A 26446-nucleotide genomic window follows, 5' to 3' on the forward strand; every position below is an offset into this window, starting at 1 on the left:
CGTGGTTGTGAAGGAATTCAGGGCGATGGCCAGGGAGGGGCGCTTCGCAGCACTGCTTGCGATCGGCGCCGCGGTATTGGCCGTCGCCATCCTGGCCTCGCTGCAGCGGCATGCCGCCGTCGCCAGCGAGGTGGCGCAGGTTGCCGCCGCGACGCGGCAGCAGTGGGACGACCAGGGTGACAAGCATCCGCATCGCGGCGCGCACTTCGGCCTGTACGTGTTCCGGCCGGCCTCCGCGCTGACGGTGATCGAGCCGGGGCTGGGCGACTACTTCGGCCAGGCGCTGTGGCTGGAGCCGCACCGGCGCAATGTGGCGCGCTTCGAGCCCGCGCAGGATGCGCTGCCATCCACCCGCTTCGGCGACCTGAGCGCCGGCTTCGTGTTCGCGGTGCTGTTGCCGCTGCTGGTGATCGCCGTCACTTTCGATGCCGTCAGCGGCGAGCGGCAGCGCGGCACACTGCGCATGATGCACGGCGCCGGCGTGGCGCCGGCCAGGCTCGTGGCCGGCAAATTCCTGGCGCTGGGCGCGGGCTTTGCCGTGTTTGCGCTGGCCGTGGCGCTGGCCCCGGTCATCGCGGCCAGCGCCGGCGGCACGCTGGATGGTGCGGTCTGGTGGCGGGCCGCGGGCCTGGGTGCCGCCTATCTGCTATACACCGCGATCCTGGTGGGACTGGGCCTGGCGGTGTCGGCCTGGGTTGCCGACGGCAGGAGCGCGTTGTTCGTGCTGGTGGGCCTGTGGCTGGCCTTTGTCTTCGTGATCCCGGGCATTGGCGCGGCGGGTGCGCGGCATGCCGTGCCGCTGCCGTCGGCGCAAGCGTTCTGGGCGGCGATCCAGCGCGACTACACGGAGGGATTGCCGGGCGACGGCAGCCTGGCGGCCCGCACCGAACGCCATGACGCGGCGCTGCTGTCGCGCTATGGCGTCACGCGCCTCGAGGACCTGCCCGTGGGCGCGGCGCCGCTGCGGCGGCTGGAGCGCGACGCCTACGCCGACCGGGTCCATGCGCTGCATTTCGATGCGCTGTGGCAGCGCTATGCGGCGCAGGAGAACGTGATGCGCGCCGCCGCGCTGCTGAGCCCCACGCTGGCGGTCCGCAACTTCGCCATGAAGATGGCAGGAACGGATCTCTCGCACCAGCGCGACTACGAGGCCGCCGCGGAGCGCTATCGGCGCAGCGTCAACACGGTCATCGATGAATGGGATGCCGGCCACACGCGCGGCATGACTTCGTTCGATGCCAGGTACGCCGGCGCTGCGCTTTGGCGCGCAATCCGGCCCTTTGCCTACACCATGCCGCCGGCGCTCTTCGCGCTGCGGGCAGCGTTGCCGGAGATCGCGATCATGTTCTGGTGGTGCGGGCTGGCCGTGGCCGGCCTGTTCTTCTCTCTTCGCAGGATACAGCCATGAGCCCCATAAGACAGACCAGGCAGGCGCTTGCCGCGCAATGCCGCCGCTTCTGCGCGGCGGGCAGTGCCCGTTGGGCGCTGCTGCTGTTCGCTGCCGCCCTGTGCGCGTGCGCGCTGGCATCGGGTCTCAGTGCGCGCGCATGGCATGAAAAGCTGCAGCAGCTGGAAGCAAACGGGCAGGCGGCATTGCGCCTTGCCCAGGCCAAGGCATCGCCGGCATCTCCGGAGCAGGCCGCGATGGCGGCATTCCGGTTCGCCAGGTCGGATGCCCCGGTGGCGCAGCTGCGGCCAGGTGGCGGGTTGGCGCTGGCGAGCAGCGTGCTGGACCTGCTGCCGCCGTCGATTCGCGTCACTGTCGAGAGCCGCCACACCGACGCGCGCAACGAGGAGCGGCTGGCCAACCCGCTGTTGCAGCGCTACGGCACCTTCGACCTGGCGACGGCGATCGCGCTGCTGGCGCCGCTCTTGCTGGTGTGCCTGTGCGCAGGCATGGTCCAGGGCGAGCGCGAACACGGCACGTGGCGGATGTCGATGGCGCAGGGTGCGGCCGGCGGGCGTGTGCTGTTCGCCGCCATCGCGGTTCGGGCGGGCGCGGTCTGGCTGATTGCCGTGCTCGCTTCCGCGCTGGCATTCCTGCTGGACCCCGCGGCAACGCTGTCGGCGTATCTCGCATGGCTGTTTTGCGTGACGGCGTTCATCGCGTTCTGGAGTGCGGCCAGCGCTGCGCTCAACCTGCTGCCCGGTTCCGGCGCCACGGCGGTGCTGGCCGGGCTTGGCCTGTGGGCCATCGCCACCTTCGGCACGCCTGCGATGGTCGCGGCGCTGGCGGATCGCACGATGCCGATGCCGTCACGGCTGGCGGCAATCGTCCAGATCCGCGCGGCGCAGCAGAGCGCGGAAGCCAGGATGTCGGAGCTGGTGGAAGAGTGGTATCAGGCCAATCCACAGTGGGCCCCGGCCACGGCACGGCAGCACGCATGGCCGGTCAGCTTCATGCCGCGCTACCTCGACCAGGCAGCGCGGATCCGGCCGGTCGCGTCCGCGTTCGACCACGCGCGTGCGGTGCGCTTCACGCAGGCGGAGCGATGGGCCTGGCTCTCGCCGCCGCTGTCGCTGCTGCTTGCCGCCGACCGGCTGGCGGGCAGCGACGCGCCGCGGTACGCCAGCTTCATGGCACGGGTGGACCGCTTCGAAGTGCAGTGGCGCGCGTACTTCGTCCCGCGCATCATGAGCTATCGCGGTGTGTCGACGGATGAATATCGGAACGCGCCGCGGTTCGAGTGGGTTGAACGAGAGCGCGGGGCGGTGGGGATTGGCGGACTGCAGCAACTCGGACTGGCAGCGGCGATGCTGGGCTTGCTCTTTGTGTTCCGGGCGCGGTTGGCGCGCCCTTGACCGCCGTGGTATGTTCTGCCCGTCGCGCGGCCGACGAGGCCGCTTCCCGCCCATCGGACCGCATGAACCAGCCCATCGACACCGCCGACGACGATTTCGTCGACAACTACACCCCGGCCCTGCTGGCCCAGGCCAGCCAGCTGATCTCGGGGGAATTCCACGTGATCGTGCAAGCCAATGGTTTCACCATCTCAGACTGGCGCGTCCTGTCCACGCTGTCCGGCGGCAAGCCAATCAGCATCGGGGAACTGGCGCAGATCTCGGTGACCAAGCAGCCCACGGTGACGCGCCTGCTCGACCGCATGGAGGCGCAGGGTTACGTCAAGCGCATCCCGCACGAGACCGACCGGCGCATCACGCTGGTGCGCATCACGCCGCGCGGGCAGAAGCTGACCTCCACCCTGATCGCACAGGCCCGGGCCCACGAGGACCATGTGCTGGCGCCGCTCGGCAAGAAGAAGGCCGACGAGCTGCGCGCCACGCTGAAGCTGCTGATCCACCTGCACCGCCCTGCCAACTGAGGGCAGGGCCGCGCCTCAGGCCGGCCGGCACATCTGGAACAGCATCGATTTGCTGACCTCATAGTAGTCGGCCGGACCGCCGCCGCGCAGGATCGGGCGTGCGGCGGCGGTGTCATAGACCCCGTCCGGCAGGAAGGCCCGGTCGATATGCACGCCGACCACCTCGCCCAGCACCATCCAGGTATCGAGCATGGCGCCGTCGGCCCGGTTCAGTTGCATGACTTTGGTAGCGCGGCACTCGAACGATACCGGGCTCTCCTGCACGCGCGGCGCCGACACCAGCCGCGACGGTACCGGCGTCAGGCCAGCCAGGCCAAACTCATCGACTTCCGGCGCCACGCCCGCGCTGGTGGCGTTCATGCGCTCGGCCAGCGGGCGCGTCACCAGGTTCCAGACAAAGTCGCCGGTGTTCTCGACGTTGCGCACGGTGTCCTTGTAGCCGATGCTGGAGAATGCCACCACCGGCGGCGTGTAGTTGAAGACGTTGAAGAATGCGTAGGGCGCCAGGTTGGCGCGCCCGGCCTGGTCCACCGTCGAAATCCAGCCGATCGGGCGCGGGCCGACAATGGCTGCCAGCGGATCGTGCCTGAGCCCATGGCCGCGCGTGGGCTCGTAGAAATGAATGTCGTCCATGTGCGTGTGCGAAACGTCGTCCCTGCACGGGCAGGGGCGACCAAAGCGTGGGATGGCGCTCAGTATTTGCCGCTCAGCAGTTCACCGCAGCCGGCGACCTCGGCGCGCAGGTTCAGCTTGCGCAGCATCTGCCAGGTGGTGGCCACCGCCGCCGACACCGTCGGGATGCCCGATTCGTCCTGTACCTTCTGGATCGACGGCAGCGACTGCATCTGCACGCAGGCCGACAGCACGATGGCGTCGACGCCGGTGGTGTCGATGCGCTTGTAGATCTCCAGCAGGTCGGCCGGATCCTGCGCGGCGACCTGCAGGTTGTCGGGGATCTCCAGCGCGGTGTAGTCCTTGACCTCGATGCCTTCGCTCTCGATGTACTCGACCACCATCTTCGTCAGCGGCTTCATGTACGGGCATACCACCGAGACGCGCTTCGCGCCCATGGCGTGCAGGCCGTCCACCAGCGCGCCGGCGCTGGTCACCACCGGCGCAGGGTTGCCGTTGTCGACGGTGCGCTGCGTCAGGCGCGCCTCGGAGACGCGGTGATAGCCCTTGCCCATGCTCATGATGGCCACCAGGCAGGCGTAGCCCAGCACGTCCACGCGTGCGTCGGACAGCTCGATGGCGCAGCGGTCGCTGTCGCGGTCCATCGCCTCCAGCTCTTCCTTCACCACCTTCTTCATGCGCATGCGGCTGGAGTGGAAGGTGAAGCGCTCGGCGAAATCCTTCTCGCGCTCGCGCAACATGGCGGGGATTTCCGTCTCCATGGTGGTGTTGGAGGAAGGCACGATCTGCCCGATGCGCAGCGGCTTCTGGGGCGTCAGCAGGAAAGACATTTACTTGCTCTCGAAAAGGTCGAATGCGTTGAGTTCCGCTTCCTCGGCGTCGAGGTCGAAGGCCTGGCTGGCGCCGTCCAGGAACTGGGCGGGCTGCAGCGGGCGGCGGTCGACGCGCAGGTCGAAGATGTCGAAGCGGTTGTAGTGGCCGGTGATGTCGTGCATCTGGCGCGGCTGGATGCAGCGGGACAGGTCGATGTCGGCGTAGACGATGCCTTCCGCGTCGATCAGCGGCTCGCCGATGACGCGGCCGTCCGGCCCGAGGAAGCCGGAGAAGGCGCTGTTGCGCCGCGACAGCAGCTCGCGCGCCTTCGGGTTCAGCGGGCTCATGGCCTCGATGATCTCCTCCGACACGGTCGAGCACGACACCGCGGTGAACACCTTGCCCTCGAAGCAGTGGGCGGCGGCGCGCACCTTGATGGCCTCGGCCATGTCGTAGTCGGCCGGGGCCACCGGCAGCGCGATATAGCTGGCCACGTGCATCATCTCGCCCTGCGACAGCAGCGAGAAGCGCGCCAGCGTGTTGGTGTTCTCGCCGCAGGCCAGCGAGCCGAGCGGGCCGACGCTGGTCTGGTGCACGCGCAGCGCCGAGGCGTCGCCATTGGCCCAGGTCAGCTTCTCGGCCCAGGTCGGCACCAGCTTGCGGTGGCGGCCCAGGATGCGGCCTTCGTCGCTGATGGTCACCAGCGTATTGAAGAGGGTGCCGACGCCGGTGCGGCTGCGTTCGTTCACGCCGACGATCACGTTGATGTGGTTGGCCTGCGCCGCCTGCGCGATCTTGCGGATCTCCGGGCCGGGGATCTCGATGGAAGCCTTGACCAGCCGCTCGAACCAGGGGCTGGCGTCGACCGGGTTGGTCAGCCAGCTCCAGTACGGGTAGCCGGCCACGAACACTTCCGGAAAGGCGACCAGCTTCGCACCGTTATCGGCGGCTTCCTTGATCAGGCGGCAGACCTTGTCGACCGTGGCGTCGGCATCGAGGAAGACCGGAGCCGCCTGGACGGCCGCAGCCTTGAATTTGGGCAGATTGAGCATATGTGTGCCTCGCTTGCAGCGGTCATCCCCGCTTGCGCGGGGATGACGGGATTTAGACAGCTACCACCGGGTGGCGCAGCTCGCCGATGCCTTCCACCGTGGCTACCACGGTGTCGCCCGGCCACAGCCACTCCTGCGGGGTTCGGCCCGCGCCCACGCCGTCGGGCGTGCCGGTGGCGATGATGTCGCCGGGTTCCAGCGCCATGCCCTTGCTGATGTCCGCGATCAGCGCCGGCACCTTGAACAGCATGTGGCGGGTGTTGGAGCTCTGCTTGGTCACGCCGTTGACGGTCAGCGACAGGTCCAGCGTGTGCGGGTCGGCGATTTCGTCGGCGGTGACGATGACCGGGCCGAACGGGGCATAGGTGTCCTGGCCCTTGGAGTAGATCCACTGGCCGGCGCGGCGGCAGTCGCGCGCCGAGATGTCGATCATCACGCTGTAGCCGAACACGTAGTTGAGCGCGTCGGCCTCCTTCACACCCTTGCCGCGCGTGCCGATGATGACGGCCAGCTCAACTTCCCAGTCCATCTGCTGCGTGATTTCCTTGTTGTGCTCGATCGCGTCGCCCGGGCCAATCACGGTGGTGGGCGGCTTGGAGAAGATCACCGGCTCCTTCGGCAGTTCCTTCGAGGTGTCCAGGCTGCGGCTGGATTCGGCGACGTGCTCGACGTAGTTCAGGCCGATGCCCCAGATGTTCTTGCGTGGGCGCGGGATCGGCGCCAGCAGCTTGACGTTCGAGGCCGGCACGGCCACGCCGAACGGCAGCTTGCCGCGGTATTCGTCCAGCAGCGCGCTGGTCGAGCGGACTGCCTCGGGGCCCAGGTCGATGAACTCGAGCATGGTGGAGGGAATGCTCACGCCGACGGCGGCGCCGAAGCGGGCGAGGTCAACGACATTGCCGTCGACGATGGCACCCAGGCGGGCGGCGGCAGCGACTTCAGCGCGATAGGTTACGAGACGCATGGTTTGATAACTCCGGAAAAGGCCGCAATCGGTGCGGCTGCACAATTTGGAAAATAGGTACTGCTGAGGTTCAAAGGACCACCTGATGCCCGCCGTTCTCCGCCAGCGCTTGCTCGCGGTGAAGCCCGAGCGAATGCATTACCGGCAGGTCGTTGAAGCAGAACAGCACGGCGTCATCGCTGGCCGACGCGTTTGCGTGCTCATGGAAGGCCCACGACGGCACGCAGAAGATGTCGCGCTCGGTCCAGTCGAAGCGCTGGCCGTTGATGACCGAGTAGCCACTGCCCTTGGCTACCTGGTAGACAAAGCTGCCCGTGTGGCGGTGGGCCTTGGTGGCTTCGCCCGGACGCAGCAGCTGCATGCTGGCGCCGATGGTCGGCATCACCGGGCCGCCGGTGACCGGGTTGACGTAGTGCATCAGCACGCCGTCGAACGGGCTGCCGTCGGTGACCTTGCTGTGGCGCACCAGCGCCTCGTAGGTCGGGGCCCATTCGTACTTGTAGAGCGGCGAATACGGCTTGCTCCAGTTGCCCTCATGCGGGCGCAGGCCCTTGCCACCCCAGATCGCCGGCATGTCGTCGACCGGGTGCGTCACGGCCTGCTGCAGATCCGGGTGCACGGCGTAGAAGCCCGCTTCCATCGCATTGACCAGCGGGATGTCCAGCCCGTCCTGCCAGATACAGGTGGTGCCTTCGGCCGCCACGCCATGCTCGTGCCAGGTGCCGTTGGGCGTGAGCACGAAGTCGTTGGCGTTCAGTGTCATCTTGTGGCCGTCGACGATGGTGTAGGCGCCGCTGCCTTCCATGATGAAGCGCAGCGCCGACGACGAGTGCGCGTGTGCCGAGGCGGCCTCGCCGGGATGCATCACCTGCAGGCCCGAGTAGAGCCAGCCCACCGCCGCCGAAACGTCCTGGCGGCCCGGGTTGTTCAGGTAGATCACGCGGCGGCCGGCTTTCTCCGGCGTCACCAGGTCGACCGAGCGCAGCACGTGGTCACGCAGGTCGCGGTAGCGCCACAGCACCGGCACCGATTCGGACTTCGGCTGCCACGGCTCGATCTTGTTGGCCACGGTCCAGAGCGCGCCGGTCTTGAGCGCATCGAGCTCCTTGTAGTAAGAAACCAGCTCGGGCGTGTCTTCCACATCGGCGCGGCCGGCTACGTTTTCGCGGTAGGTGTCATACGAGGTATTCGACATCGTCTTCCTCTCTGGTGAGTTCATAGGGAAGCCATCAGGCCCCCGCGGCCGCGCGCCCGAGGTTGCGCTCAAGCTGGTCCTTGGCCAGCAGGTACTGCTTCGGCCATTCGACGCGGCGGTAGCCAAGCTTCGCGGTTTCGCGCAGCAACCAGGACGGGTCGGCCAGATGCGGGCGAGAGATGGCGCACAGATCGGCACGGCCCGACGCGATGATTCCGTTGACCTGGTCGGCTTCGGTAATGGCGCCGACGGCGATCGTCGGCACGCCCGCCTCGTTGCGCACGCGATCGGCGAAGGGGGTCTGGAACATGCGTCCGTACACCGGCTTCTGCTCGGGGCTGACCTCCCCCGAAGAGCAGTCGATCACGTCCGCACCGGCTTCCTTGAACAGGCGTGCCATGGCCACCGCGTCGTCGGCGCTGTTGCCGCCCTCGACCCAGTCAGTGGCAGAAATACGCACCGACACCGGCTTGTCCTGCGGCCATGCCGCACGCACCGCGCGCAGCACTTCCAGCGGGAAGGCCATGCGGCTTTCCAGCGCGCCGCCATATTCGTCGGTGCGCTGGTTGGTCACCGGCGAGATAAAGCCCGACAGCAGGTAGCCATGGCCCGCCTGCAGCTCCAGCCAGTCGAAGCCGGCAGCCGCCGCGCGCCGGGTGGCGGCGACAAAGTCATCGCGTACGCGGTCCATGTCTGCGCGGGTCATGGCGCGCGGTGTCTGCGAAACGCCCGGCAGGTACGGCAGGGCGGAGGCCGCGATCAGCGACCAGTTGCCCTCGGCCAACGGGTGATCCATCTGCTCCCAGCCGAGCTGGGTCGAGCCGCGGCGGCCGGCGTGGCCAATCTGCACGCCGATGCGCGCGCTGGTGTGCTCGTGCACGAAACCGACGATGCCGGCAAACGCCGCCGCCTGCTGGTCGCTCCACAGGCCCGGGCAGCCCGGCGTGATGCGGCCGTCCGGCGACACTGCCGTCATTTCCACCATCACGAGGCCGGCGCCACCCAGTGCCCGGCTGCCAAGGTGCACCATGTGGAAGTTGCCCGGCACGCCGTCCTGGCAGGAATACATGGCGGTGGGCGACACCACTACGCGGTTCTTCAACTCCACGCCGCGCACGGTGTACGGCGTCAGCAGCGGCGGTACGGCGGCGGCCTCCGTGCCGGCACGTTCGGCCAGCCACGATTCGTAGCCTTCCAGCCAGGTCTTGTCGCGCACACGCAGGTTCTCGTGCGAAATGCGCTGCGAGCGGGTCAGCAGCGAATAGGCAAACTGCTCGGGCTCCAGGTCTTCATAGCGCTTGACGTTCTCGAACCATTCGGTGGAGTTGCGCGCGGCGTTCTGGATCTTGAGCACTTCCACCGAGCGCACGGCTTCGTAGTGCTTCAGCGCATCTTCCAGCGAGCCGTCGATGTTGCGCAGGGTGCGCGCCAGCTCGATGGCATCTTCCAGCGCCAGCTTGGTGCCGGAGCCGATCGAGAAGTGCGCGGTGTGGGCGGCATCGCCCATCAGCACCACGGGCACCTTCTTCTCCACGCCGCTGTCGCCGGCCAGGGTGTTCCAGTGCACCCACTTCTCGCAGATCACGCGCGGGAACTGGATCCAGATCGCCGAGCCGCGCAGGTGGCCGGCGTTGCTGATCAGCGGGTTGCCGTCCAGGTACGGGGCGAACAGCTTCTCGCAGTAGGCGATGCCTTCTTCCTGGCTCATCTGGTCGATGCCGGCGGCCTTCCAGGTTTCTTCCGGGGTCTCGACGATGAAGGTCGAGGTGCCGTCTTCGAAACGGTAGGCATGCGCCTGGAACCAGCCATGCTCGGTCGGCACGAAGATGAAGTTGAAGGCGTCGAACACCTTCTTCGTGCCCAGCCAGACAAAGCGGCAGTTGCGCGTGTCGATGTCGGGGCGGAAGGTGTCGGCATAGCGCTTGCGCACCACGCTGTTGAGGCCGTCGGAAGCCAGCACCAGGTCGGCGTTGTACTTGCGCGCGATGGCCTGGTCGTCCTCGACGTAGTTCTCGAACACCAGTTCCACACCGACTTCCTCGCAGCGCGCCTGCAGGATGTTCAGCAGCTTCTTGCGGCCGATGCCGATAAAGCCGTGGCCGCCGCTGCGCACCGCGCGGCCCTTGAAGTGGACTTCGACATCGTCCCAGCGGTTGAACGCATCGCCGATGGTCTCGGCCGAGACCGGGTCGGCCTCGCGCAGGTTGTCCATGGTGGCGTCGGAGAACACCACGCCCCAGCCGAAGGTGTCATAGGGACGGTTGCGCTCGACCACCACGACCTTGTTGGCGGGATCCTGGAGTTTCATCAACAGGCCGAAATACAGGCCGGCGGGGCCACCGCCGATACATACAATGTTCATGGCTGCTTCCAATCAGGTTACTACCGGAGCCCTTGGAACCCGCGCTGCGGGTCCGTCGGCATTCAGACGGTGATTTCGGGATAAGGCTGGTCTGCGGGGGCAGGACCGTGTTCGATGGCGCCCCGCAGGTCATCGGGCACCGGGAGCGCCAGATGCGTGTCCAGCGAAGTCATCACGATGGTCTGCGTGGCCGACATGCGCAGCTCGCCGTCTGCGCCCGTGCAGCGCCAGTTCAGCGTGATCGACTTGCCGCCGACCCGCACCACTTCCAGCTCGAGCCAGACCTGGTCGCCAAAGCGGCTGATCGCCTTGAAGTCCACCTCCAGGTGCACGGTCGGCATGCCCAGCCGGCGTGCGTCGATCACGCCGTGATAGCCAGCCGGCAACAGGCAGTCGACCCAGCGTTCGATGAGGTCGTTGAACAGCACGAAGTACTGCGGGTAGAAGACGATGCCCGCCGGATCGCATTCCGAGAAATGGATCTTGTGCTGGCGCCGGAAGGTATGCGTAGTGCTCATGGTCTGCGGTTCCTGCTAGGGGTTGGCCCGTGTGGGTCACGCCAGCGCGTGGCGGGCGAGGGCTTCCTTCAGCTTCTTGCCGTGCTCGTCGGCCAGCGCGGCCTCGCGCAACTCGCGCAGCGTGGCCGGGGCCAGGCGGGCGCCGGCCCGCATCACGGCGTTCATCAGGGTCTGGTAGTTGGTCAGGCCGCGCACATGGGTGTCGCTGTAGCCTTTCACCAGCCGCTGGCACTGCACCACTTCCAGCGCCAGCGCCGGATTGAGGCGCGCGGCGGCCAGTACCTGGGCCAGCCAGCCCTCGATGCGCTCGGTTTCCAGCGCATAGCGCAGCGTGCTGCGGCGGATGCCGCGCAGGCGCGACACCGCCCACAGCATCAGGTAGCCGCGCAACGAACTGGTGGTGACCACGCGGCCGGAGGTGGTGAAGCGGCGCACCAGTCGGTGCACGAAATGCGGCTGCATCAGCCAGCGGCCGATTCCGGCCGGCAAGGTCTCGCAGATTTCTTCCAGGCGCGGGTGCATGAACTCGTTGATCGCCAGCAATTGCTTGTCGCCGGCGCGCACCTCGCCCCGCACCCGCGCGAAGCGCGAGTCGCGGGTCTTGAGGTCGGCCACGCGAATGGTGTCCTCGTACGACATCCACAGCGCCAGGTGGCGCGCGGTTTCGCGCAGCAGGGCGCTGTCGTCCTTGCCGACGGCCTGGCGCACGGCGGCCAGCCGATCCAGATACAGGCCGGCATAGGCCACGTCCTGGTAGTCGATCATGCGGCGCACGCCTTCGACCACGACGGGCCAGTTTTCGGCCGGCTGTTCGGCGCGGGCGCGATGCAGCAACTGCGCAACCCTGGGATCCTGCGGCTTGAGTTCGCCCAGCGGCTTTGCGGCTTCCGCGGCGGGCGTCTCGGCGGCCTCGGCCGTGGCGAACGCCGCGCCGAAGGCGCGCAGGCTGGGCTTCACGCCCACGCCGCCGCGCTCGATGGTGGCTTCGAACTGCGCGCGGCTGAACGGCAGCACGCCGGTGCCGGCCAGCGCGCCGAACAGCACGGCGCTGATGACGCTGCCGCTGGCTTCGGCGGCCTGCGCCATGTCGAAGCGCACAAAGCGTTTGGCGGCCTTGCCGGCGTGGGCGATCAGCTCGTTGCTGTCGACGCGGCCATCGCCCATCGCGGATTTCTCGGCAATGGAGTACACGCGGTGGGTGGAAGACACCAGCGTGGTGCGCTCCGGCGTCACCAGTCCGCGCTGCACGGCGCGGCCGGCTTCCATCAGCTCGGAGGCGAGTACCACATCGACATCGCCAGGGGTGGGCATCAGCGCCAGCACCGGCTGACGGCCGGCCTGCTCGGCCAGGTCGCGCGGGAACAGCTCGACGTAATAGATGGTGGCGCCGGTTCGCTGTGCCACGCCGGGCACCGACGTGGTTTGCGCGATATAGCCGTTGTGCTCGCCCAGATCCACGATCCAGTCGGCCAGCACGCCGCCGCCTTCGCCGCCCATGGCGAGGATGGCGACCTTGATCGGCTTGGCGCTGAGGTTGTTGGGTGCGTTCACGATTGAACCTCTCGAAACTTGGTGTTCAGAATGCAAGGCGGGTGCGGCGCGCGGCATCGCGGCGCTGCAGGAAGCCGATCACGGCGTCGCGCAGGCGCTGGCGCAGCTTGTCGATGCGGGTCGGGTTGGTGACGATCTGCGCGCGGTAGAACGACGGGCAAAGGACCGCAGCGTGCGACACCTCGCCGCACAGGCCGCAGCCCACGCAGCTGTCCAGCACGGAGGCGACCGGATCGGTGCGCAGCGGGTCCGGGTTGGGCTTGATCGTCAGCGAAGGGCAGCCGGACAGCCGGATGCACGAGTGATCGCCGGTGCAGGTGTCTGAATCCACGCCAAAGCGCTCGCGTACCACGCGCTGGCCGTCTGCGATCGCCTTGCGCGTCTTCGGCTTCTCGCGGCGCTGCTTGTTCAGCATGCATTCGCTCTGCGCGATCAGCACCTTCGGACCCTTGGCACCGGTGGTCAGCGCTTCCTTGAGGGTGGCCTTCATCGCCTTCAGGTCATAGGTGCGGCGGATGGTGCGTACCCACTTGACGCCCACGCCCTTGACCGCGTCCTCGATGGCGTGGCCGGTGCTACGGGTGTCGTTCAGCGCGGTCGAGGACAGGATGTCCTGCCCGCCGGTGGCCGACGTGTAGCTGTTGTCGACCACGATGGTCAGGTTATCGCTCTTGTTGAAGACCGCGTTGGCGATGCCGCTGGTCAGGCCGTTGTGCCAGAAGCCGCCATCGCCCATCACGGAGATGGCGCGCTTGCCGCCGGGCGCGTTCAGCGCCGCAGCGCTGGCGCCGCCCAGGCCGTAGCCCATGGTGGTGTTGCCCAGGTTGAACGGCGGCAGGATCGAGAACAGGTGGCAGCCGATGTCGGCGCTGACGTGGTGCTCGCCGATCTCGCGCTCGACCAGCTTCATCGCGGTGAAGATCGGGCGCTCCGGGCAGCCGGTGCAGAAACCGGGCGGGCGCGCATGCACGCTCTCGTCGACCAGCTTCTGCGGTTCCAGCACCTCGGCAGCCACGGCGTCGACGGTGGCGGCCGGCGCCTGAACCAGCGGGATCACCTTGCGGGCCGGCTTCGGCTCAGGCAGCGGTTCAAGCTTGCCGTACTGCTCCAGGAAGGCGCGCAAGCCCTTGAGCACGGTCGCGGTGTTGTACTCGCCGGCCAGCGGCAGCAGGTCCTTGCCATGCAGCGTCGCGGTGGTGCCGGCCATGCGCAGGATGTTGGCGGCGTTCTGCTCGATAAAGTTGGGCTGGCCTTCTTCCAGCACCAGCACGGCGCGCTTGCCCGCGCAGAAGCGTTCCCACTCCGAATCGATCAGCGGGTAGGCCACGTTCATCACGTACAGCGGGATCTTCGACTCGCCGAACACATCGGCCAGGCCGAGCTGCTCCAGTGCGCGGACCAGCGTGTTGTAGCTGCCGCCCTGCACGGCGATGCCGATGTCATCCATCTCGCCCTGGAAGAACTCATTGAGCTGGCGTTCCTCGATGAACTTCACGGCGGCGGGCCAGCGCTGCTTGATCTTCTCGTGCTCGTGCACGAAGCTCGCCGGGGGCAGCACGATGCGGCTGAGGTCGCGCGTGGGGTGGTCCAGCGCGTCCTGGATCGAGAAGCGGCTGCGGCGGTTGTCGGAGGCGACGAACTGGCCGTGTACGTGGCACGAGCGCACGCGCAGCTGGAGCATCACCGGTGTATTGGAAGCTTCGGACAGGTCGAAGCCGTCCTTCACCGCCTGCACGATGCACGGCAGGTTGGGGCGCGGATCGAGCAGCCACATCTGCGACTTCATCGCGAACGCGTGGCTGCGCTCCTGCATGATCGAGGAACCTTCGCCGTAGTCTTCGCCGACGATGATCAGCGCGCCGCCGGTGACCCCGCCCGATGCCAGGTTGGCCAGCGCGTCCGATGCCACGTTGGTGCCCACGGTGGCCTTGAACGTGACCGCGCCGCGCAGCGGGTAGTTGACCGAGGCGGCCAGCGACGCGGCCGCGGTGGCTTCACTCGCGCTGTTCTCGAAGCGGATGCCATGCTCGGCAAGGATGTCCTGCGCATCGGCCAGCACGTCCATCAGGTGCGAGATCGGCGAGCCCTGGTAGCCGGCGACGTAGGCGACGCCGGACTCCAGCAGCGCCTTGGTGACCGCGAGGATGCCCTCGCCGCTGAATACCTCGCCGGAACCCAGGCGCAACTTCTTGACTTCTTCGGCAAACGAACGCTCAGCCATGGCTTCTCTTCCTGACGCCCACGTTGTGGCGAGATGAATATAGTTTGAACATAAATATTTTCATAATCATATATATGCGCGGAACTCGAGGTCACGTGGACGGCTTCCGTGGAAGCCGAATTCCCTTTTCAGGCGCTTTATGCGTTGCTTTGCTGGGCGGCGCGGGCCACGACTGGTTGCCGTGTCGATGGCAGCAGCGCCACAGCCAGTGCAGCGACAAGGCCCGCAATGGAGAACGTGATGAAGTTCCAGCCGAAACTCAGGCCTGAGCCGGCCACGTAACCGCCGACGAGCGGGCCGCTCATGGCGCCGATTCGCGCGAAGCTCAGGGCCCATCCTGTTGCCGCGGCCCGTGCGTGTGCCGGGTAGTAGCCGGCCAGATAGCCTGTAAGGATCAGGGATGCCGAGACGCTGCCAACGCCAGCCAGCGCGACCAGCAGGTAGTTGACGACAACGGAGTTGCGGAACATCAGCGCGCCGATGGCGAGAGCGCCGATCAGGTAGAAGACCGCGACGGTGCCACGCGCACCCATCTTGTCGGCCGCGCTGCCCAGGAACAGGCCGCCCACCGCGGAAGCGAGGCTGAAGATAACCAGGAAGGAAAGGCTGGAGCCGAGGTCGTAGCCATTCTTGCGCATGATGGTCGGCAGCCACGTATTGAGGCCATAAACCAGCAGCAAGCCGAAGAACAGTGCGATCCAGAAGCACGCCGTCGCGCGCAGCTGCTTGCGGGCGAACATGCTCGACATCACGTCGCGCCAGGTGGCGCGGGCGGCGCTGCTGGCGGGCCGGACTTGTGACGGCAGCCGGCCATGACCGGTGCGATCGGCCAATGCCTGCGCTTCATCGATTCGCCCTTGCCCCACCAGGTACTCCAGCGATTCGGGCAGCATCCACGCCATCAGGGGTATCAACACCATCGGCACGGCACCCAGGCCAATCACGCCACGCCAGCCAAGGCGGGGCAACAGCCACATCGCAATGAGTGCGGCGCAAAGGATGCCCACGGAATACCCCGAGTACATCAGCCCATAGTTGAAGCTGCGGCGGTGCGGCGGCGAGTACTCGATGGTCAAGGCGGCGGCTACGGGAATGACGCCACCAAGGCCGAGCCCGCCGATGAAGCGCAAGACGCCGAAGATGGCCGGCGTCGGCGCATAGGACGCGCCCAGCATGGTCAGCGAGAACAGGGAAACACAGAGCAGCAGCATGCGGCGGCGCCCGATCATCTCGCTCAGCGTGCCGATCAGGAAGGCGCCAAAGAACATGCCGACCAGGGCATAGCTGCTGAGGGCACCGAGTTCCAGCGGCGTCAGGTTCCAGTTGCGGTCGTCGGCGAGTGCGGGCAATACCGCTCCCATGACGCCGACGTCATAGCCTTCAAAGAGAATCGCAAGGAAGCATACGAAAAGTACGGTATAGGTCGCGCGAGAAGCGGGGTGCCAGGGCTGAATGGTGCCAGCTGGGGTCATTGTCTGTCTCCTGATGGGTGGCGGATAGGGAACCGGAGAGGCCGCCAGGGAACCTGTTTCGCGCGATCGTCGCCACGCGTTTGTTGTCGTTCCACATAGTTTAGGCATAAACATATGATTGTGGAAATATTTTTTTGGAGCGACGAAGGAAATCTGGTCGGCGCCTCGACTGGAGGCGCCGAGGCTGCCACTAGAACTTGTGGCGCAGGCCCAGCCCGAAGGTGTTGCCCGGATTCAGGTCGGTCACCTTGTCATAGCGCCAGGCGGCGTAAAGGTCGGTGCGCTTGGAGAACGGGTAGTCGTAGGCCAGCGTGGTGGTATCGCGGCGGGCCGAGCCCAGCGTCTCGTTGCCGCCCTGCCAGGTACGCACCCACGTTGCCATCAGCGAGCCCGGTCCCAGCGGGGCGCTGGCGCCCACCTGCATGGTGCGGTTGCGTTGCCGGCTCAGCGTGCTGAAGCTGTTGTCCGACTGCGCGTACTGGCCGAACAGCTTGACCACCTTGAAGTCGTAGGACACGCCCGCCAGGTAGGCCATCTGGTAGCTGGCGCCGCTGGCAGCGAACTCCGGTGCATTGACCCCCACGCGCTGCACCGCCAGCGTGGCGCCAAAGTTGCCATTGAAATAGGTGGCATTGCCGCCGTAGTTCTGCTTGCCCTGGTGGCCGGTGCTCTCCCCGGTGGCGTAGATCGCATTGAAGCGCAGCCCGCCGAAGCCCGGACTCTGGTACAGCACCGAATTGTCCCAGGCGGTGTCGCCTGCGACCGAGTTGCCCACCGGCGAACCCGGCGGCGTGGTGTAGGTGTGCAGGAACATCGGCGAGAACACCGCCGAGTCCGCCAGCGGATTGAACAACAGCATGGACACGAACCACGGCGTGGTATTGCGGCCCAGCTTGATCGCACCGAAGCCGCCATTCAGACCGACAAAGGCATTGCGCCCGAACATGACATCGCCGTCGAAGCGGCCGACCTTGCCATTGTCCGTACGGAAAAAGCTCTCCAGCGTGAACTCGGCGTTCAGGCCATTGCCCAGCGCTTCCTGCCCGCCAATGCCCCAGTACGAGGTGGTCAGGCCGGAACTGTCGACCACCGCGGTGCTGCGCGCATCGCCACTGGCGCGCACGGAGCCGGCAAAGGCGTCGATCGTGCCATAAAGCTGCACGGCGCTCTGGGCCTGTGCGGCGCCGATGGCGAGGCTGCCGGCGGCCGCCACGGCGGCCAGGATCCTGCGTTGGTGCTTCATTGTCTCCCTTCCTTTCTCATTTCTTGTGGACGTCTGCGGCTCTGTCAGGTGGCCGCGATCGCCAGTACCCGCAACGGACTGCCCGACCCGTTCTGGATCTTCAGCGGTGCCGCCACGATCAGCGTGCCGGTGGGCGGAAGCTGGTCCAGGTTCTTCAGGCATTGCAGGCCGTACTTGTTCGCGCCGTGCATCAGCGTGTGGCACGGGTAGGGCAGCGGCCAGGCGTAGGACTGGCCGGCATCGGTGTTGATGGTTTCAACGCCGAAGCCGTGGACATTGCGTTCATGGATCAGCCACTCGACGGCTTCTTGCGTTGGCCCAGGCGTGTGAGCGCCGTCGTCGCGCAGCCCCAGGAACTCCGCCGGATCCGTCTTCTTGCTCCAGTCGGTGCGCAGCAGCACCCAGGCGCCGGCGGGAATGCGGCTGTGGTCGGCTTCCCAGCGCTGCAGGTGCGCCACCGTCAGCACCCAGTCGGGGTTCTCCGCCACTTCGGCGCTGGCATCGACCACTACCGCGGGGGCGATGAAGTTGGCCGGGTCGATGGTGTCCACGGTGTTGTTGGCGTGGTCCTTGCCCGAGATCCAGTGCACCGGCGCGTCGAAATGCGTGCCGGTATGCTCGCCGCAGGAGAAGTTGTTCCAGTACCAGCCCGGTCCCTTGTCGTCATATTGGCTGATGCGTTCCATCTTGAACGCCCACACCTGCCCGAACTCGGGGGGTAGCACCAGCGCGGGGAAGTCCGGCGACAGGGTCTGCGTCAGGTCGATGATCCTTGCCTTGCCGCCGGAAAGGTCCGCGGCAAGCTGTTGCACGGTGTTGCTCATGGGGTTTCCTTGTTGTGTACGCCGTATCAGGCCGAAGCGTGCGCCAGCCGCGTGTACCGTCCCTGCCAGTAGAGCAGTGGCGCCGGGGCCTGTTCGGCCACATGGACCGCCCGCACGCGCCCGATGATCAGGATGTGCCCGTGGCGCTCCAGCAGTTCCTCGGCCTCGCAATCCATTGCCACCACGGCATCGGCCAGCACGGGGGCGCCGTCTGGGGTCAGCTGGGTCCAGGCGTCGCTGCCGTAGCGCGCGGCGCCGGCCTCGCCGCCAAAGCCGGTGAAGCGCTGCGCGATCGCCTGCTGCTCCACGCGCAGCAGGTTCACGCCGAAGCGCCGCGTGCTCTGCAGCAGCCCGGCCGAAGAACTCCTCGCCTTCATCGACGCCACCACCATCGGCGGCTCGGCCGAGAACGACGACACCGAGGTTGCGGTGAAGCCGCTGCGCTCTTCGCCTTCGGCCACCGTCACCACGGTCACCGCGCCGGCGAAGCCGCGCATTGCCTGCTTGAACTGTTGCTGCAGCGCCGCCAGCCGGTCGTGCTTACTGGCCGCCATTTTTCGACCCTCCGGGCTGGCGCAGGCCGCGTGCCTCCAGGATCGGCAGCACCGTGTCGCGGAAGTACGGGAACTCCTTCACGTAGTCGACGAACGACAGCGTGGTGCCCTTGAAGCCGGCTTCGGCCAGCGCGCAGATGCCATCGGCCACTTGCTCGGGCGTGCCCACCAGCGGGAAGCCGCCGTGGCCCGCCGCCATGCGGTCGCGGATCAGCGCCAGCAGGTCGTGCGGGAACGACTGCGCGTTGGCGAACTGCAGCGCCACCAGGTTGTCCACCGCAGCCCAGTCGGCGTTGTCCTGCGCAAAGTGGCGCAGGTAGTCGCGCGCTTCCTGCTCGGTCGGGCGGCACACCACGTGCGAGAAGGTCAGCACTTGCACCGGCTTGTCCGCCGCACGGGCCTTGGCTTTCAGCTCGGCCACTTCCACTTTGGAACGCGCCAGGTCGATCGCCGGCGTGAACAGGAAGTTGGCGTTCTGGATGGCGAAGTCGCGGCCTTCGCCGGAGCCGGCGGCGTTCAGGATCGGCGGGCGCTCGCCGTGCCACGGCTTGGGCAGGCCGTAGATGCCCTTCAGGTGGAAGTTCTCGCCGTCATAGTTGAAGGCGTCGTCGCGCTCCCAGATCTGCTTGATGACGTCGAACCACTCCTGCGCATAGCTGTAGCGCTTGTCGTGGCCGGCGGCCAGCGGCAGGCCCAGGGCTTCGTACTCGGGGCGGTTCCAGCCCGCCACGATGTTCAGGCCCGCGCGGCCCTGGCCGATCTGGTCCAGTGTCGCGATCTGCTTGGCCACCACCGCCGGGTGGTTGGCCGCGGTGTGGATGGTGGCGAATACGGTCAGGTTCTTGGTCTGCGCCAGCAACCCGGCCGCCCACGTGATCGTTTCCAGCACCGAGCCGTGGAAGTCGGTCTCGCCGCCGTAGCCGATCCAGCGCGCGATCGGCAGCATGAAGTCGATGCCGGCATCGTCCAGCATCCGGGCCAGCTTCGCGTTGTTTTCCCACGAGTTGTCCCAGCGCTCGCCGATCTTGGTCACCGACATGCCACCCGAGCAATTGGTCGCAAACGTGCCCAGTACAAAGTCCTTCGTGTTCAGAATTTTTCTCATGCGTATCTCCCGGCCAAGTAGAATCCCTAGCAGGCGCCGCACGCGGATAATGCGGCGCCCGTACTGCCCTGAAAAACCCACGCACGCAACGTGCGTCGAGCTGACAATGCCCAAGACCTCGAGTAACTCCACGCCATCCGCGAAAATCGACCGTACTGCCGAACAACATCGCTGGCACCTGGCGACGGATGATTTCAGCGTCGAGATCACCGACCTCGAATACGCCGTCATGCGGGTTTATCAGTCGTTCCTGCGGTGGCAGTCCGAATGCCTGGCGGCCGTGACCGGGATTACGCTGAGCGGGCAGGAAAATACCCTGCTGCACATCATCCGGATGCACGAGCGGCCCAAGACCATCAAGGACCTGCTGCACATGACCAATCGCCAGGACGTGCCCAACATGCAATATGAGTTGCGCAAGCTGCTCAAGGCCGAACTGGTCGACAAATACGGCAGCGCACGCACGGGCATTTACTACTTCGCCACTGACGAAGGCATAAGGGTGTGCGACGAATTTGCCCGCTTGCGGCGCGAGACACTGCTCGAGACCGCGCAAGGCGAATTCGGCCCTAAGCCCGGCGCGCTGAGGGCGGCCGGACAGCTGGAACAACTGGAGAAGGTCTACGAGATCGCTACGCGTGAAATCGCGACCTATCACCGCCGTCGCTAGAAGGAGTTGTTTTGGAAACTCATCGGGGGGCGCTGTCTCCTGGTGGCGCGTGACGTATCGCGCGCATCAAATAAATAATCAAATAAAAGATTTATTTGATGCAAATGTAGCGCACTCCCGCAGGCTTCGCCAAGGCATTTTGAGTTAGGGGAAACACCAAGAGGGATGGCCCTGATGGTTCGCCGTCGTGGGGCTGTCTGGCCCGACGATTAGCCGAAGGCAGGAACTACCTCTTGAGGAAAGCTGCTGGAAGGGGTCTTGTCGCGATAATTTCGCGACCGGTGGGTGCTGGAGCTGGCGGCGCTCGTTGCCCGATAGGGTTGGGGATGCGGGAGTGGCGGCATGCCCGCTGGCGTGCCGCCTGGGTGTCCGTTTTGCGCTTAGTCCACCTGCGCGCCCGATGCCTTCACGATGCGGGCCCACTTGTCCATGTCGGACGCCAGCATCTTGCTGAACTGCTGCGGCGTGCCCGTCATCACTTCGGCGCCCTGTGCCGCCAGCTTGTCGCGCAGGGTCTTGTCCGCCAGGATTTCCTGCATGGCCTGGCCGAGCTTTTGGGTCACGTCCTTCGGCGTATTCTTGACCGCGAACAGGCCGACCCAGAGGTCGCCGCTATACCCGGGCACGGTTTCGTTGATCGCGGGAATGTCCGGCGCGAACGGCGAGCGCTTGGCGGAGCTGACGCCGAGCGCGCGCACCTTGCCCGCCTTGATATGGGCCAGCACCGACGGCAGGCTGGCGAAGGCCAGCGGCACCTGGTTGCCCAGCACATCGTTCAGCGCCGGCGCGACGCCCTTGTAGGGCACGTGCTCGAGCTTGATGCCGGCCATGCTGTTGAGCATCTCGCCCAGCAGGTGGTTCAGCGTGCCATTGCCGGCGGAGGCATAGCGGTAGTAGTCCGGCCTGGCCTTGGCCATCGCGATCAATTCGGGCAGCGACTTGGCGGGGAAGGCGGGATTGGCCACCAGCACGTTCGGCACGCTTGCCACCGGGGCGATCGGCTCGAAATCCTTGACCGGGTCGAACGGGATGCTGCGGTACAGCGACGGGTTGATGGCCTGCGTGCTGCTGATGGTCATCAGCAGCGTGTAGCCGTCCGGCGTGGCGCGGGCCGCTGCCTGGGTGCCGATATTGCCGCCGGCGCCCGGGCGGTTTTCCACCACCACTTGCTGGCCGAGCCGTTGCGACAGGGTCGCGGCGACCAGGCGCGCGACGATGTCATTGGTGCCGCCCGGCGCCTGCGGCACGATCATCTGGATGGGCCTGGTCGGATAGGGGGCGGCGGCGAGGGCCCTGGCGCTGAACAGCGGCAGGCAGGCGGCCAGGGCAGCGGCGGCTGCCAGGGCGCGGCGGGTGCGTTGCATGGTGTCTCCTGGAATTGCGGGGCCGTGAATGCCGGCCCAGGCTGGTGGCAACTCTAGCCGACTGCCGCGCCGGCGTGAAATTCAATCGCCGACTACGGGCATAAGTTTTATTGATCGGCCGCAGGCGGCGGAATGAGCGGCTTGAGCGACCCGCCCGCCGCAATGCGCTCGGCCACCAGCTCACGCAGCACCTCCGCCACGGCCTCGGCCGCGCTGGTCCGCGGCAGCGCGCGTGGCCAGCACAGCGACAGCGTGCGGCGCAGTTCCGGCACGATCAGGTGCCGCGGCACTTCGCTGTCCGCGTCGGACAGCGACGACGCGGGCAGGATGGTGCAGGCCAGGCCCTCGCGCGCGGTCGCCAGCAGGAAGGGCAGCGAATCCAGGTCGGCCACCACGTTCAGCGACACGCCGGCCTGCGCGAAGGCAAGCTCGACCACTTCACGCAGGCCCTGCGAGCCGCTTGGCAGCACGAGTGGCAGCTCGCCCAGTGCCTTGATCGCGACCGTGGCGCCTTCCGCACCGGCCAGCGCCCGAGGCTTCGCTTGCGCCTTTGCGCGCCCGCGCGTCACGGGAAGCGTCCCGACCAGGTATAGCGATTCGCTTGCCAGCCGCTCCAGTTCCACCGCGCGCGACGGCACATCGCGGAACAGGATGGCGAAGTCCAGCCGGTTGTGGTCCAGCAGCTCCGAGATATAACCGCTCATGCTCTCGAACAGCTGCAGCCGGATTTGCGGATAGCGGGCGCGCACCGCGCGGATCAGCGGCATGCCGAATGCCGCTGCCGCCGTGGTGGGCAGGCCGATGGCAACCATGCCGGTAACATCCGTGCCGGCCACCCGGGCCTCGGCGCCTGCGATGTCCACCTGCCGCAGGATATTGCGGGCGTGGCGATAGAGCGTGCGGCCGGCTTCCGTGGGTTTGACACCTTTGGCGCCGCGGTGGACCAGCGGCACGCCCAGCTCTTTTTCCAGTGCCGCCAGCTGCTGGCTGAGTGCGGGCTGCGCCACGCACACCACTTCGGCTGCCCGCGTCAGGCTGCCCTGGTCGACGATGGCGATGAAATAGCGCATGGCGCGCAGGTCCATGGCAGGCTCCGGGAGAATTCCAAAGTATTCATTTTACTTATGATCCCCTCGGCAATCGGTATTTCCCAGGTGCGGCCCGGTCCGGTAGATTGCCGTCAGGACATTGCGCAAAACCGGATACCACCATGCCCCATCCCCTCGAAGGCATCACCGTCGTTTCCCTGGAGCAGGCGATCGCGGCCCCGTTCTGCACCCGCCAGCTGGCGGATCTGGGCGCGCGCATCATCAAGATCGAGCGGCCTGGCAGCGGCGACTTTGCCCGCGCCTACGACACGCGCGTGCGCGGCTTGTCTTCGCACTTCGTCTGGACCAACCGCTCCAAGGAGAGCCTGACGCTCGACGTCAAGCACGCCGGGGCCGCCCCCGTGCTGGCCGGACTGCTCGAACGCGCGGACGTGCTGGTGCAGAACCTCGCGCCCGGCGCGGCCGCGCGCCTGGGCCTGGACTTCGACAGCCTGAGCGAAAAGTACCCGCGCCTGATCGTGTGCGATATCTCGGGCTATGGCAGCGACGGCCCGTACCGCGACAAGAAGGCCTACGACCTGCTGGTCCAGAGCGAGTCCGGCTTTGTCTCCGTGACCGGCACGCCGGACGACGGCGTCAAGGCCGGTGCCTCGGTGGCCGATATTGCGGCTGGCATGTATGCCTATACCAATATCCTGGCCGCGCTGCTGGAACGCGGCAAGACCGGGCGCGGCAAGCGCATCGATATCTCGATGCTGGAATCGATGGTGGAGTGGATGGGCTTCCCGCTCTACTACGCCTTCGATGGCGCCGAGCCGCCGCCGCGCGCGGGAGCGGCACATGCCACCATCTATCCCTATGGCCCGTTTCCGACCGGCGATGGCAAGACCGTGATGCTGGGACTGCAGAACGAGCGCGAGTGGGTCGTATTCTGCGAGGCGGTGCTGGGCGAACCCGAGCTCGCCACGCATCCCGACTTTGCCAGCAACAGCCTGCGCAACCAGAACCGCGCGGCGCTGCGAGCGCGCATCGTCGACAGCTTCTCGGGCCTGACCGCCACCGAAGCGGTCGACCGGCTGGAGGCCGCCAGGATTGCCAATGCGCGGGTCAATACCATCGCTGACGTTTGGGACCACCCCCAGCTGGCGGCGCGCCAGCGCTGGCGCCAGGTCGACACGCCGGTGGGCCCGGTGCCGGCGCTGCTGCCCCCGGGCATGACCGAGGCACGCATGGACCCGATTCCGGCGCTCGGCGCGAGCACCGATGCCATCCTGGCCGAACTGGGCCAGACCGCGGCGCAGATTGCCGCGTTGCGCTCGGCCGGCGCGGTCTGAAAGGAGCAGCCATGCCGATCGCCAATCCTCGCAGCTACCTGTTTGTCCCGGCCTCGCGCCCGGAGCGCATCGCCAAGGCGATCGGCTCCGGCGCCGATGCCGTCATTGTCGATTTCGAGGATGCGGTCGCGCCCGCCGACAAGGGGCAGGCCCGCGACGGGCTTGGCGCCCCATGGGCGGCGCTGGGCCAGCGGGCAGCGGCAGCCGGCGTCGCCATGCTGGTGCGCATCAACGGGGCCGATACCGCGTACTACGAAGACGACCTCGCCTGGTGCCGCGCACAGGGTGTCGCGGAAATCGTGCTGCCGAAGGCCGACCCGGCCGGCGCTCAAGCACTGGCTGCGGCATTGCCCGGTGTGCGCTGTTTCCCGCTGGTCGAGAACGCCGCCGGCTTTGCCGGCTTGCGCGAGCTGGCGCGTGCCGGCGGCGTGGTCCGGCTGCTGTTCGGCAGCATCGACCTGATGTTCGATCTCGACGTGCAGGACGACGGCGAAGCGTTGCACTACTTTCGCAGCCGGCTGGTGCTTCATTCCCGCGCGGCCGGTTTGCCCGCGCCCGTGGATGGCGTTTGCACCGCAATCGGCGATGACGCTGCACTTGCCGCGGAAACGCGCCGCGCCCGGGCCTTCGGCTTTGGCGCCAAGCTGCTGATCCATCCGGGCCAGGTCCGCGGCGTGCATGACGGCCTGGCGCCGTCGGCCGATGAACGGCACTGGGCCGGGCGCGTACTGGCCGCGGCCGCCGCTGCCGACGGCGCCGCGGTGGCGGTGGACGGCAAGATGGTGGACCGTCCGGTGCTGGAGCGCGCGCGCCGGATCTTGTCCGGAGCGTAGTCCACCACAGTCAGTCCAGCCGCTTGCCCGCCGTCTCCGGCACCATCGCCAGCCCGACCAGCGAAATCAGCCCGCAGCCGATCACATACAGCGCCGGCGCGCCGGCATTGCCGGTCAGTTCGATCAGCCAGGTGGCGATCAGCTGCGCGAAGCCGCCGAACACCAGCACGCCGATGCAATAGACCACCGACAACCCGCTCGCGCGGATGCGGCGCGGGAACAACTCAGTGATCAGCACCACGGACGGCACCACGTTCAGCACCAGCGGCAGGGCCAGCATCGCGACCACGGCCAGCAGCGTGCCGAGCGACGGCCGTGCGTTGAGCAGCAGGAAGGCGGGGTAGACCAGCACCAGCATCGCCACGCGCGACCACAGGATGGCGGGCTTGCGGCCGATGCGGTCGGACAGCCTGCCGGCATACGCAGACAGGGCCACCTGCACCAGTGCGGCGACGCAGCCGGCGGCCATGCTGAGCCCGAGCGGGATCTTCAGTACCGTCACCGCGTAGCTGGTCATGTAGTGCAGCACGATATAGGTGGCGGAGGTGCCGCCGATCGTCACCAGCACGCCGGCCACCACCACGCGGCCGTGCCCACGGAAGATTTCAGCCAGGCCGGCGCGTTCATGGCCCCGAGCGCAGGCGGCCGGCGCTTCGGCGGTTTCTTCCAGGTGGCGGCGGATATAGAGACCGAGCGGGATCACCAGGATGCCGATGGCGAACGGCACGCGCCAGCCCCAGCTTTGCAGGGCATCAGGCGAGAGGCCGTTGGTCAGCGACAGTCCGACTACCGCCCCCAGCAGCACGCTCACGCCCTGGCTGAACAACTGCCAGCTGCCGTAGTAGCCGCGGGAATGGTCGTCGGCGTACTCCATCAGCAGCGCCGTGGAGGCCCCGACCTCGCCGCCCAGCGCAAAGCCCTGCAGCAGCCGCGCCAGCACGATCAGCAGCGGCGCGGCCAGGCCGGCCTGCGCATAGGTGGGCGTGACCACGAACAGCAGCGAGCCCAGCCCCATCAGCCACAGCGTCAGCGCCATGGCCGGCTTGCGCCCCACGCGGTCGGCGTAGAGTCCGATCAGCAGGCCGCCGAGCGGGCGCGCGACAAAGCCCACGCCAAACGTGGCCAGCGACAGCATCAGCTGGCCGAAGCTGCCGCTCACGGGAAAGAACAGCTGGCCGATCAGTACCGCGAAGAAGCTGTAGACGGTGAAATCGTAGAACTCCAGGCCGTTGCCAATGGTGATGGCTGCGATCACGCGACGGCGCGGTGCGGCGCGGCTGGCCGGGGGCGCGGCATAAGCGCCGTCCAGCGGCTGCGCGGGCAGGGAAGTGGGCATTCGGTGTCTCCGTGGGGTGGGGTGGCGCCG

The 26446-nt window shown here is 67.1% G+C and carries 23 protein-coding genes; 6 read left to right on the plus strand and 17 right to left on the minus strand.

What is annotated here, in order from left to right; all coding sequences use genetic code 11:
- Positions 1-7 precede the first annotated feature (7 nt).
- From AC3WON_RS17605 to AC3WON_RS17615, 3 genes are all read left to right on the plus strand, one after another.
- Positions 8-1408, plus strand: a complete 1401-nt coding sequence (locus tag AC3WON_RS17605; protein WP_492352370.1) for an ABC transporter permease — start codon at positions 8-10, stop codon at positions 1406-1408.
- Positions 1409-2250: 842 nt separating this feature from the next.
- A complete protein-coding gene (locus AC3WON_RS17610; RefSeq protein WP_492352392.1) occupies positions 2251-2802 on the plus strand; it encodes a DUF3526 domain-containing protein in 552 nt (183 codons plus the stop codon).
- Between the two features lie 62 nt (positions 2803-2864).
- Entirely contained in the window at positions 2865-3323 is a 459-nt protein-coding gene (locus tag AC3WON_RS17615) for a MarR family winged helix-turn-helix transcriptional regulator (RefSeq protein ID WP_284494955.1), read from the plus strand.
- A gap of 15 nt (positions 3324-3338) precedes the next feature.
- Here AC3WON_RS17615 and AC3WON_RS17620 read toward each other — a convergent pair whose 3' ends face one another.
- From AC3WON_RS17620 to AC3WON_RS17685, 14 genes are all read right to left on the minus strand, one after another.
- Positions 3339-3956 (minus strand): flavin reductase family protein, encoded by a 618-nt coding sequence (locus tag AC3WON_RS17620; protein WP_492352371.1) that lies wholly within the window; start codon positions 3954-3956, stop codon positions 3339-3341.
- 59 nt (positions 3957-4015) lie between these two features.
- Entirely contained in the window at positions 4016-4786 is a 771-nt protein-coding gene (locus AC3WON_RS17625; RefSeq protein WP_492352372.1) for a maleate cis-trans isomerase family protein, read from the minus strand.
- Positions 4787-5821 (minus strand): carbon-nitrogen hydrolase family protein, encoded by a 1035-nt coding sequence (locus tag AC3WON_RS17630; protein WP_492317243.1) that lies wholly within the window; start codon positions 5819-5821, stop codon positions 4787-4789.
- Between the two features lie 52 nt (positions 5822-5873).
- Entirely contained in the window at positions 5874-6785 is a 912-nt protein-coding gene (locus tag AC3WON_RS17635) for a fumarylacetoacetate hydrolase family protein (RefSeq protein ID WP_492317244.1), read from the minus strand.
- Positions 6786-6855: 70 nt separating this feature from the next.
- Entirely contained in the window at positions 6856-7980 is a 1125-nt protein-coding gene (locus AC3WON_RS17640; protein WP_492317245.1) for a cupin domain-containing protein, read from the minus strand.
- A gap of 34 nt (positions 7981-8014) precedes the next feature.
- Positions 8015-10342: a bifunctional salicylyl-CoA 5-hydroxylase/oxidoreductase gene (locus AC3WON_RS17645; RefSeq protein ID WP_492352373.1), complete on the minus strand. Its 2328-nt coding sequence runs from the start codon at positions 10340-10342 to the stop codon at positions 8015-8017.
- A 62-nt stretch (positions 10343-10404) separates the two neighbouring features.
- Positions 10405-10860: an acyl-CoA thioesterase gene (locus AC3WON_RS17650; protein ID WP_492352374.1), complete on the minus strand. Its 456-nt coding sequence runs from the start codon at positions 10858-10860 to the stop codon at positions 10405-10407.
- A 36-nt stretch (positions 10861-10896) separates the two neighbouring features.
- Entirely contained in the window at positions 10897-12357 is a 1461-nt protein-coding gene (locus AC3WON_RS17655) for an indolepyruvate oxidoreductase subunit beta family protein (RefSeq protein ID WP_492352393.1), read from the minus strand.
- 79 nt (positions 12358-12436) lie between these two features.
- Positions 12437-14632 carry a thiamine pyrophosphate-dependent enzyme gene (locus tag AC3WON_RS17660; RefSeq protein WP_492352375.1) on the minus strand — a complete coding sequence of 732 codons (2196 nt, stop codon included), beginning with the start codon at positions 14630-14632 and terminating at the stop codon, positions 12437-12439.
- Positions 14633-14769: 137 nt separating this feature from the next.
- On the minus strand, positions 14770-16104 hold the full coding sequence (locus AC3WON_RS17665; protein ID WP_492352394.1) for an MFS transporter: 1335 nt from the start codon (positions 16102-16104) through the stop codon (positions 14770-14772).
- Positions 16105-16294: 190 nt separating this feature from the next.
- Complete coding sequence (locus tag AC3WON_RS17670) at positions 16295-17347, minus strand: porin (RefSeq protein ID WP_492352376.1); 1053 nt, start codon at positions 17345-17347, stop codon at positions 16295-16297.
- 44 nt (positions 17348-17391) lie between these two features.
- Complete coding sequence (locus AC3WON_RS17675; RefSeq protein ID WP_492317251.1) at positions 17392-18171, minus strand: cyclase family protein; 780 nt, start codon at positions 18169-18171, stop codon at positions 17392-17394.
- A gap of 26 nt (positions 18172-18197) precedes the next feature.
- On the minus strand, positions 18198-18725 hold the full coding sequence (locus AC3WON_RS17680) for a flavin reductase family protein (RefSeq protein WP_492352377.1): 528 nt from the start codon (positions 18723-18725) through the stop codon (positions 18198-18200).
- A complete protein-coding gene (locus AC3WON_RS17685; protein WP_492352378.1) occupies positions 18712-19830 on the minus strand; it encodes an LLM class flavin-dependent oxidoreductase in 1119 nt (372 codons plus the stop codon). Before AC3WON_RS17685 ends, AC3WON_RS17680 begins: the two co-directional genes overlap by 14 nt.
- Before the next feature lie 106 nt (positions 19831-19936).
- Between AC3WON_RS17685 and AC3WON_RS17690 the strand changes: the two genes are divergently transcribed.
- Complete coding sequence (locus tag AC3WON_RS17690) at positions 19937-20500, plus strand: winged helix DNA-binding protein (protein ID WP_492352379.1); 564 nt, start codon at positions 19937-19939, stop codon at positions 20498-20500.
- Between the two features lie 380 nt (positions 20501-20880).
- On the opposite strand, the gene AC3WON_RS17695 is transcribed toward AC3WON_RS17690, so the two are convergent.
- Positions 20881-21864 (minus strand): Bug family tripartite tricarboxylate transporter substrate binding protein, encoded by a 984-nt coding sequence (locus AC3WON_RS17695; protein WP_492352380.1) that lies wholly within the window; start codon positions 21862-21864, stop codon positions 20881-20883.
- Between the two features lie 107 nt (positions 21865-21971).
- On the minus strand, positions 21972-22949 hold the full coding sequence (locus AC3WON_RS17700) for a LysR substrate-binding domain-containing protein (RefSeq protein ID WP_492352381.1): 978 nt from the start codon (positions 22947-22949) through the stop codon (positions 21972-21974).
- A gap of 125 nt (positions 22950-23074) precedes the next feature.
- On the opposite strand from AC3WON_RS17700, the gene AC3WON_RS17705 reads away from it, so the two are divergent.
- Both AC3WON_RS17705 and AC3WON_RS17710 read left to right on the plus strand, forming a co-directional pair.
- Positions 23075-24247: a CaiB/BaiF CoA transferase family protein gene (locus AC3WON_RS17705; protein ID WP_492352382.1), complete on the plus strand. Its 1173-nt coding sequence runs from the start codon at positions 23075-23077 to the stop codon at positions 24245-24247.
- Between the two features lie 11 nt (positions 24248-24258).
- The gene (locus tag AC3WON_RS17710; protein WP_492352383.1) at positions 24259-25080 is read left to right on the plus strand and encodes an HpcH/HpaI aldolase/citrate lyase family protein; all 822 of its coding nucleotides are present in this window, start codon (positions 24259-24261) and stop codon (positions 25078-25080) included.
- Positions 25081-25090: 10 nt separating this feature from the next.
- Here the strand turns inward: AC3WON_RS17710 and AC3WON_RS17715 are convergent, their stop codons facing one another.
- Positions 25091-26416 carry an MFS transporter gene (locus AC3WON_RS17715; RefSeq protein ID WP_492352384.1) on the minus strand — a complete coding sequence of 442 codons (1326 nt, stop codon included), beginning with the start codon at positions 26414-26416 and terminating at the stop codon, positions 25091-25093.
- Between the last annotated feature and the right edge of the window lie 30 nt (positions 26417-26446).

The sequence above is a fragment of the Cupriavidus sp. FW305-46 genome, from assembly GCF_058787075.1.

What these genes read in the sequence shown, in the direction of transcription:
- AC3WON_RS17685 (WP_492352378.1), bottom strand. Translation starts at nt 19,830, where the DNA reads ATGAGAAAAATTCTGAACACGAAGGACTTTGTACTGGGCACGTTTGCG.
- AC3WON_RS17700 (WP_492352381.1), bottom strand. Translation starts at nt 22,949, where the DNA reads ATGGACCTGCGCGCCATGCGCTATTTCATCGCCATCGTCGACCAGGGC.
- AC3WON_RS17610 (WP_492352392.1), top strand. Translation starts at nt 2,251, where the DNA reads ATGCCGTCACGGCTGGCGGCAATCGTCCAGATCCGCGCGGCGCAGCAG.
- AC3WON_RS17710 (WP_492352383.1), top strand. Translation starts at nt 24,259, where the DNA reads ATGCCGATCGCCAATCCTCGCAGCTACCTGTTTGTCCCGGCCTCGCGC.
- AC3WON_RS17660 (WP_492352375.1), bottom strand. Translation starts at nt 14,632, where the DNA reads ATGGCTGAGCGTTCGTTTGCCGAAGAAGTCAAGAAGTTGCGCCTGGGT.
- AC3WON_RS17715 (WP_492352384.1), bottom strand. Translation starts at nt 26,416, where the DNA reads ATGCCCACTTCCCTGCCCGCGCAGCCGCTGGACGGCGCTTATGCCGCG.
- AC3WON_RS17620 (WP_492352371.1), bottom strand. Translation starts at nt 3,956, where the DNA reads ATGGACGACATTCATTTCTACGAGCCCACGCGCGGCCATGGGCTCAGG.
- AC3WON_RS17635 (WP_492317244.1), bottom strand. Translation starts at nt 6,785, where the DNA reads ATGCGTCTCGTAACCTATCGCGCTGAAGTCGCTGCCGCCGCCCGCCTG.
- AC3WON_RS17630 (WP_492317243.1), bottom strand. Translation starts at nt 5,821, where the DNA reads ATGCTCAATCTGCCCAAATTCAAGGCTGCGGCCGTCCAGGCGGCTCCG.
- AC3WON_RS17655 (WP_492352393.1), bottom strand. Translation starts at nt 12,357, where the DNA reads ATGGGCGGCGAAGGCGGCGGCGTGCTGGCCGACTGGATCGTGGATCTG.
- AC3WON_RS17640 (WP_492317245.1), bottom strand. Translation starts at nt 7,980, where the DNA reads ATGTCGAATACCTCGTATGACACCTACCGCGAAAACGTAGCCGGCCGC.
- AC3WON_RS17615 (WP_284494955.1), top strand. Translation starts at nt 2,865, where the DNA reads ATGAACCAGCCCATCGACACCGCCGACGACGATTTCGTCGACAACTAC.
- AC3WON_RS17670 (WP_492352376.1), bottom strand. Translation starts at nt 17,347, where the DNA reads ATGAAGCACCAACGCAGGATCCTGGCCGCCGTGGCGGCCGCCGGCAGC.
- AC3WON_RS17680 (WP_492352377.1), bottom strand. Translation starts at nt 18,725, where the DNA reads ATGGCGGCCAGTAAGCACGACCGGCTGGCGGCGCTGCAGCAACAGTTC.
- AC3WON_RS17695 (WP_492352380.1), bottom strand. Translation starts at nt 21,864, where the DNA reads ATGCAACGCACCCGCCGCGCCCTGGCAGCCGCCGCTGCCCTGGCCGCC.
- AC3WON_RS17645 (WP_492352373.1), bottom strand. Translation starts at nt 10,342, where the DNA reads ATGAACATTGTATGTATCGGCGGTGGCCCCGCCGGCCTGTATTTCGGC.
- AC3WON_RS17675 (WP_492317251.1), bottom strand. Translation starts at nt 18,171, where the DNA reads ATGAGCAACACCGTGCAACAGCTTGCCGCGGACCTTTCCGGCGGCAAG.
- AC3WON_RS17625 (WP_492352372.1), bottom strand. Translation starts at nt 4,786, where the DNA reads ATGTCTTTCCTGCTGACGCCCCAGAAGCCGCTGCGCATCGGGCAGATC.
- AC3WON_RS17650 (WP_492352374.1), bottom strand. Translation starts at nt 10,860, where the DNA reads ATGAGCACTACGCATACCTTCCGGCGCCAGCACAAGATCCATTTCTCG.
- AC3WON_RS17690 (WP_492352379.1), top strand. Translation starts at nt 19,937, where the DNA reads ATGCCCAAGACCTCGAGTAACTCCACGCCATCCGCGAAAATCGACCGT.
- AC3WON_RS17665 (WP_492352394.1), bottom strand. Translation starts at nt 16,104, where the DNA reads ATGACCCCAGCTGGCACCATTCAGCCCTGGCACCCCGCTTCTCGCGCG.
- AC3WON_RS17705 (WP_492352382.1), top strand. Translation starts at nt 23,075, where the DNA reads ATGCCCCATCCCCTCGAAGGCATCACCGTCGTTTCCCTGGAGCAGGCG.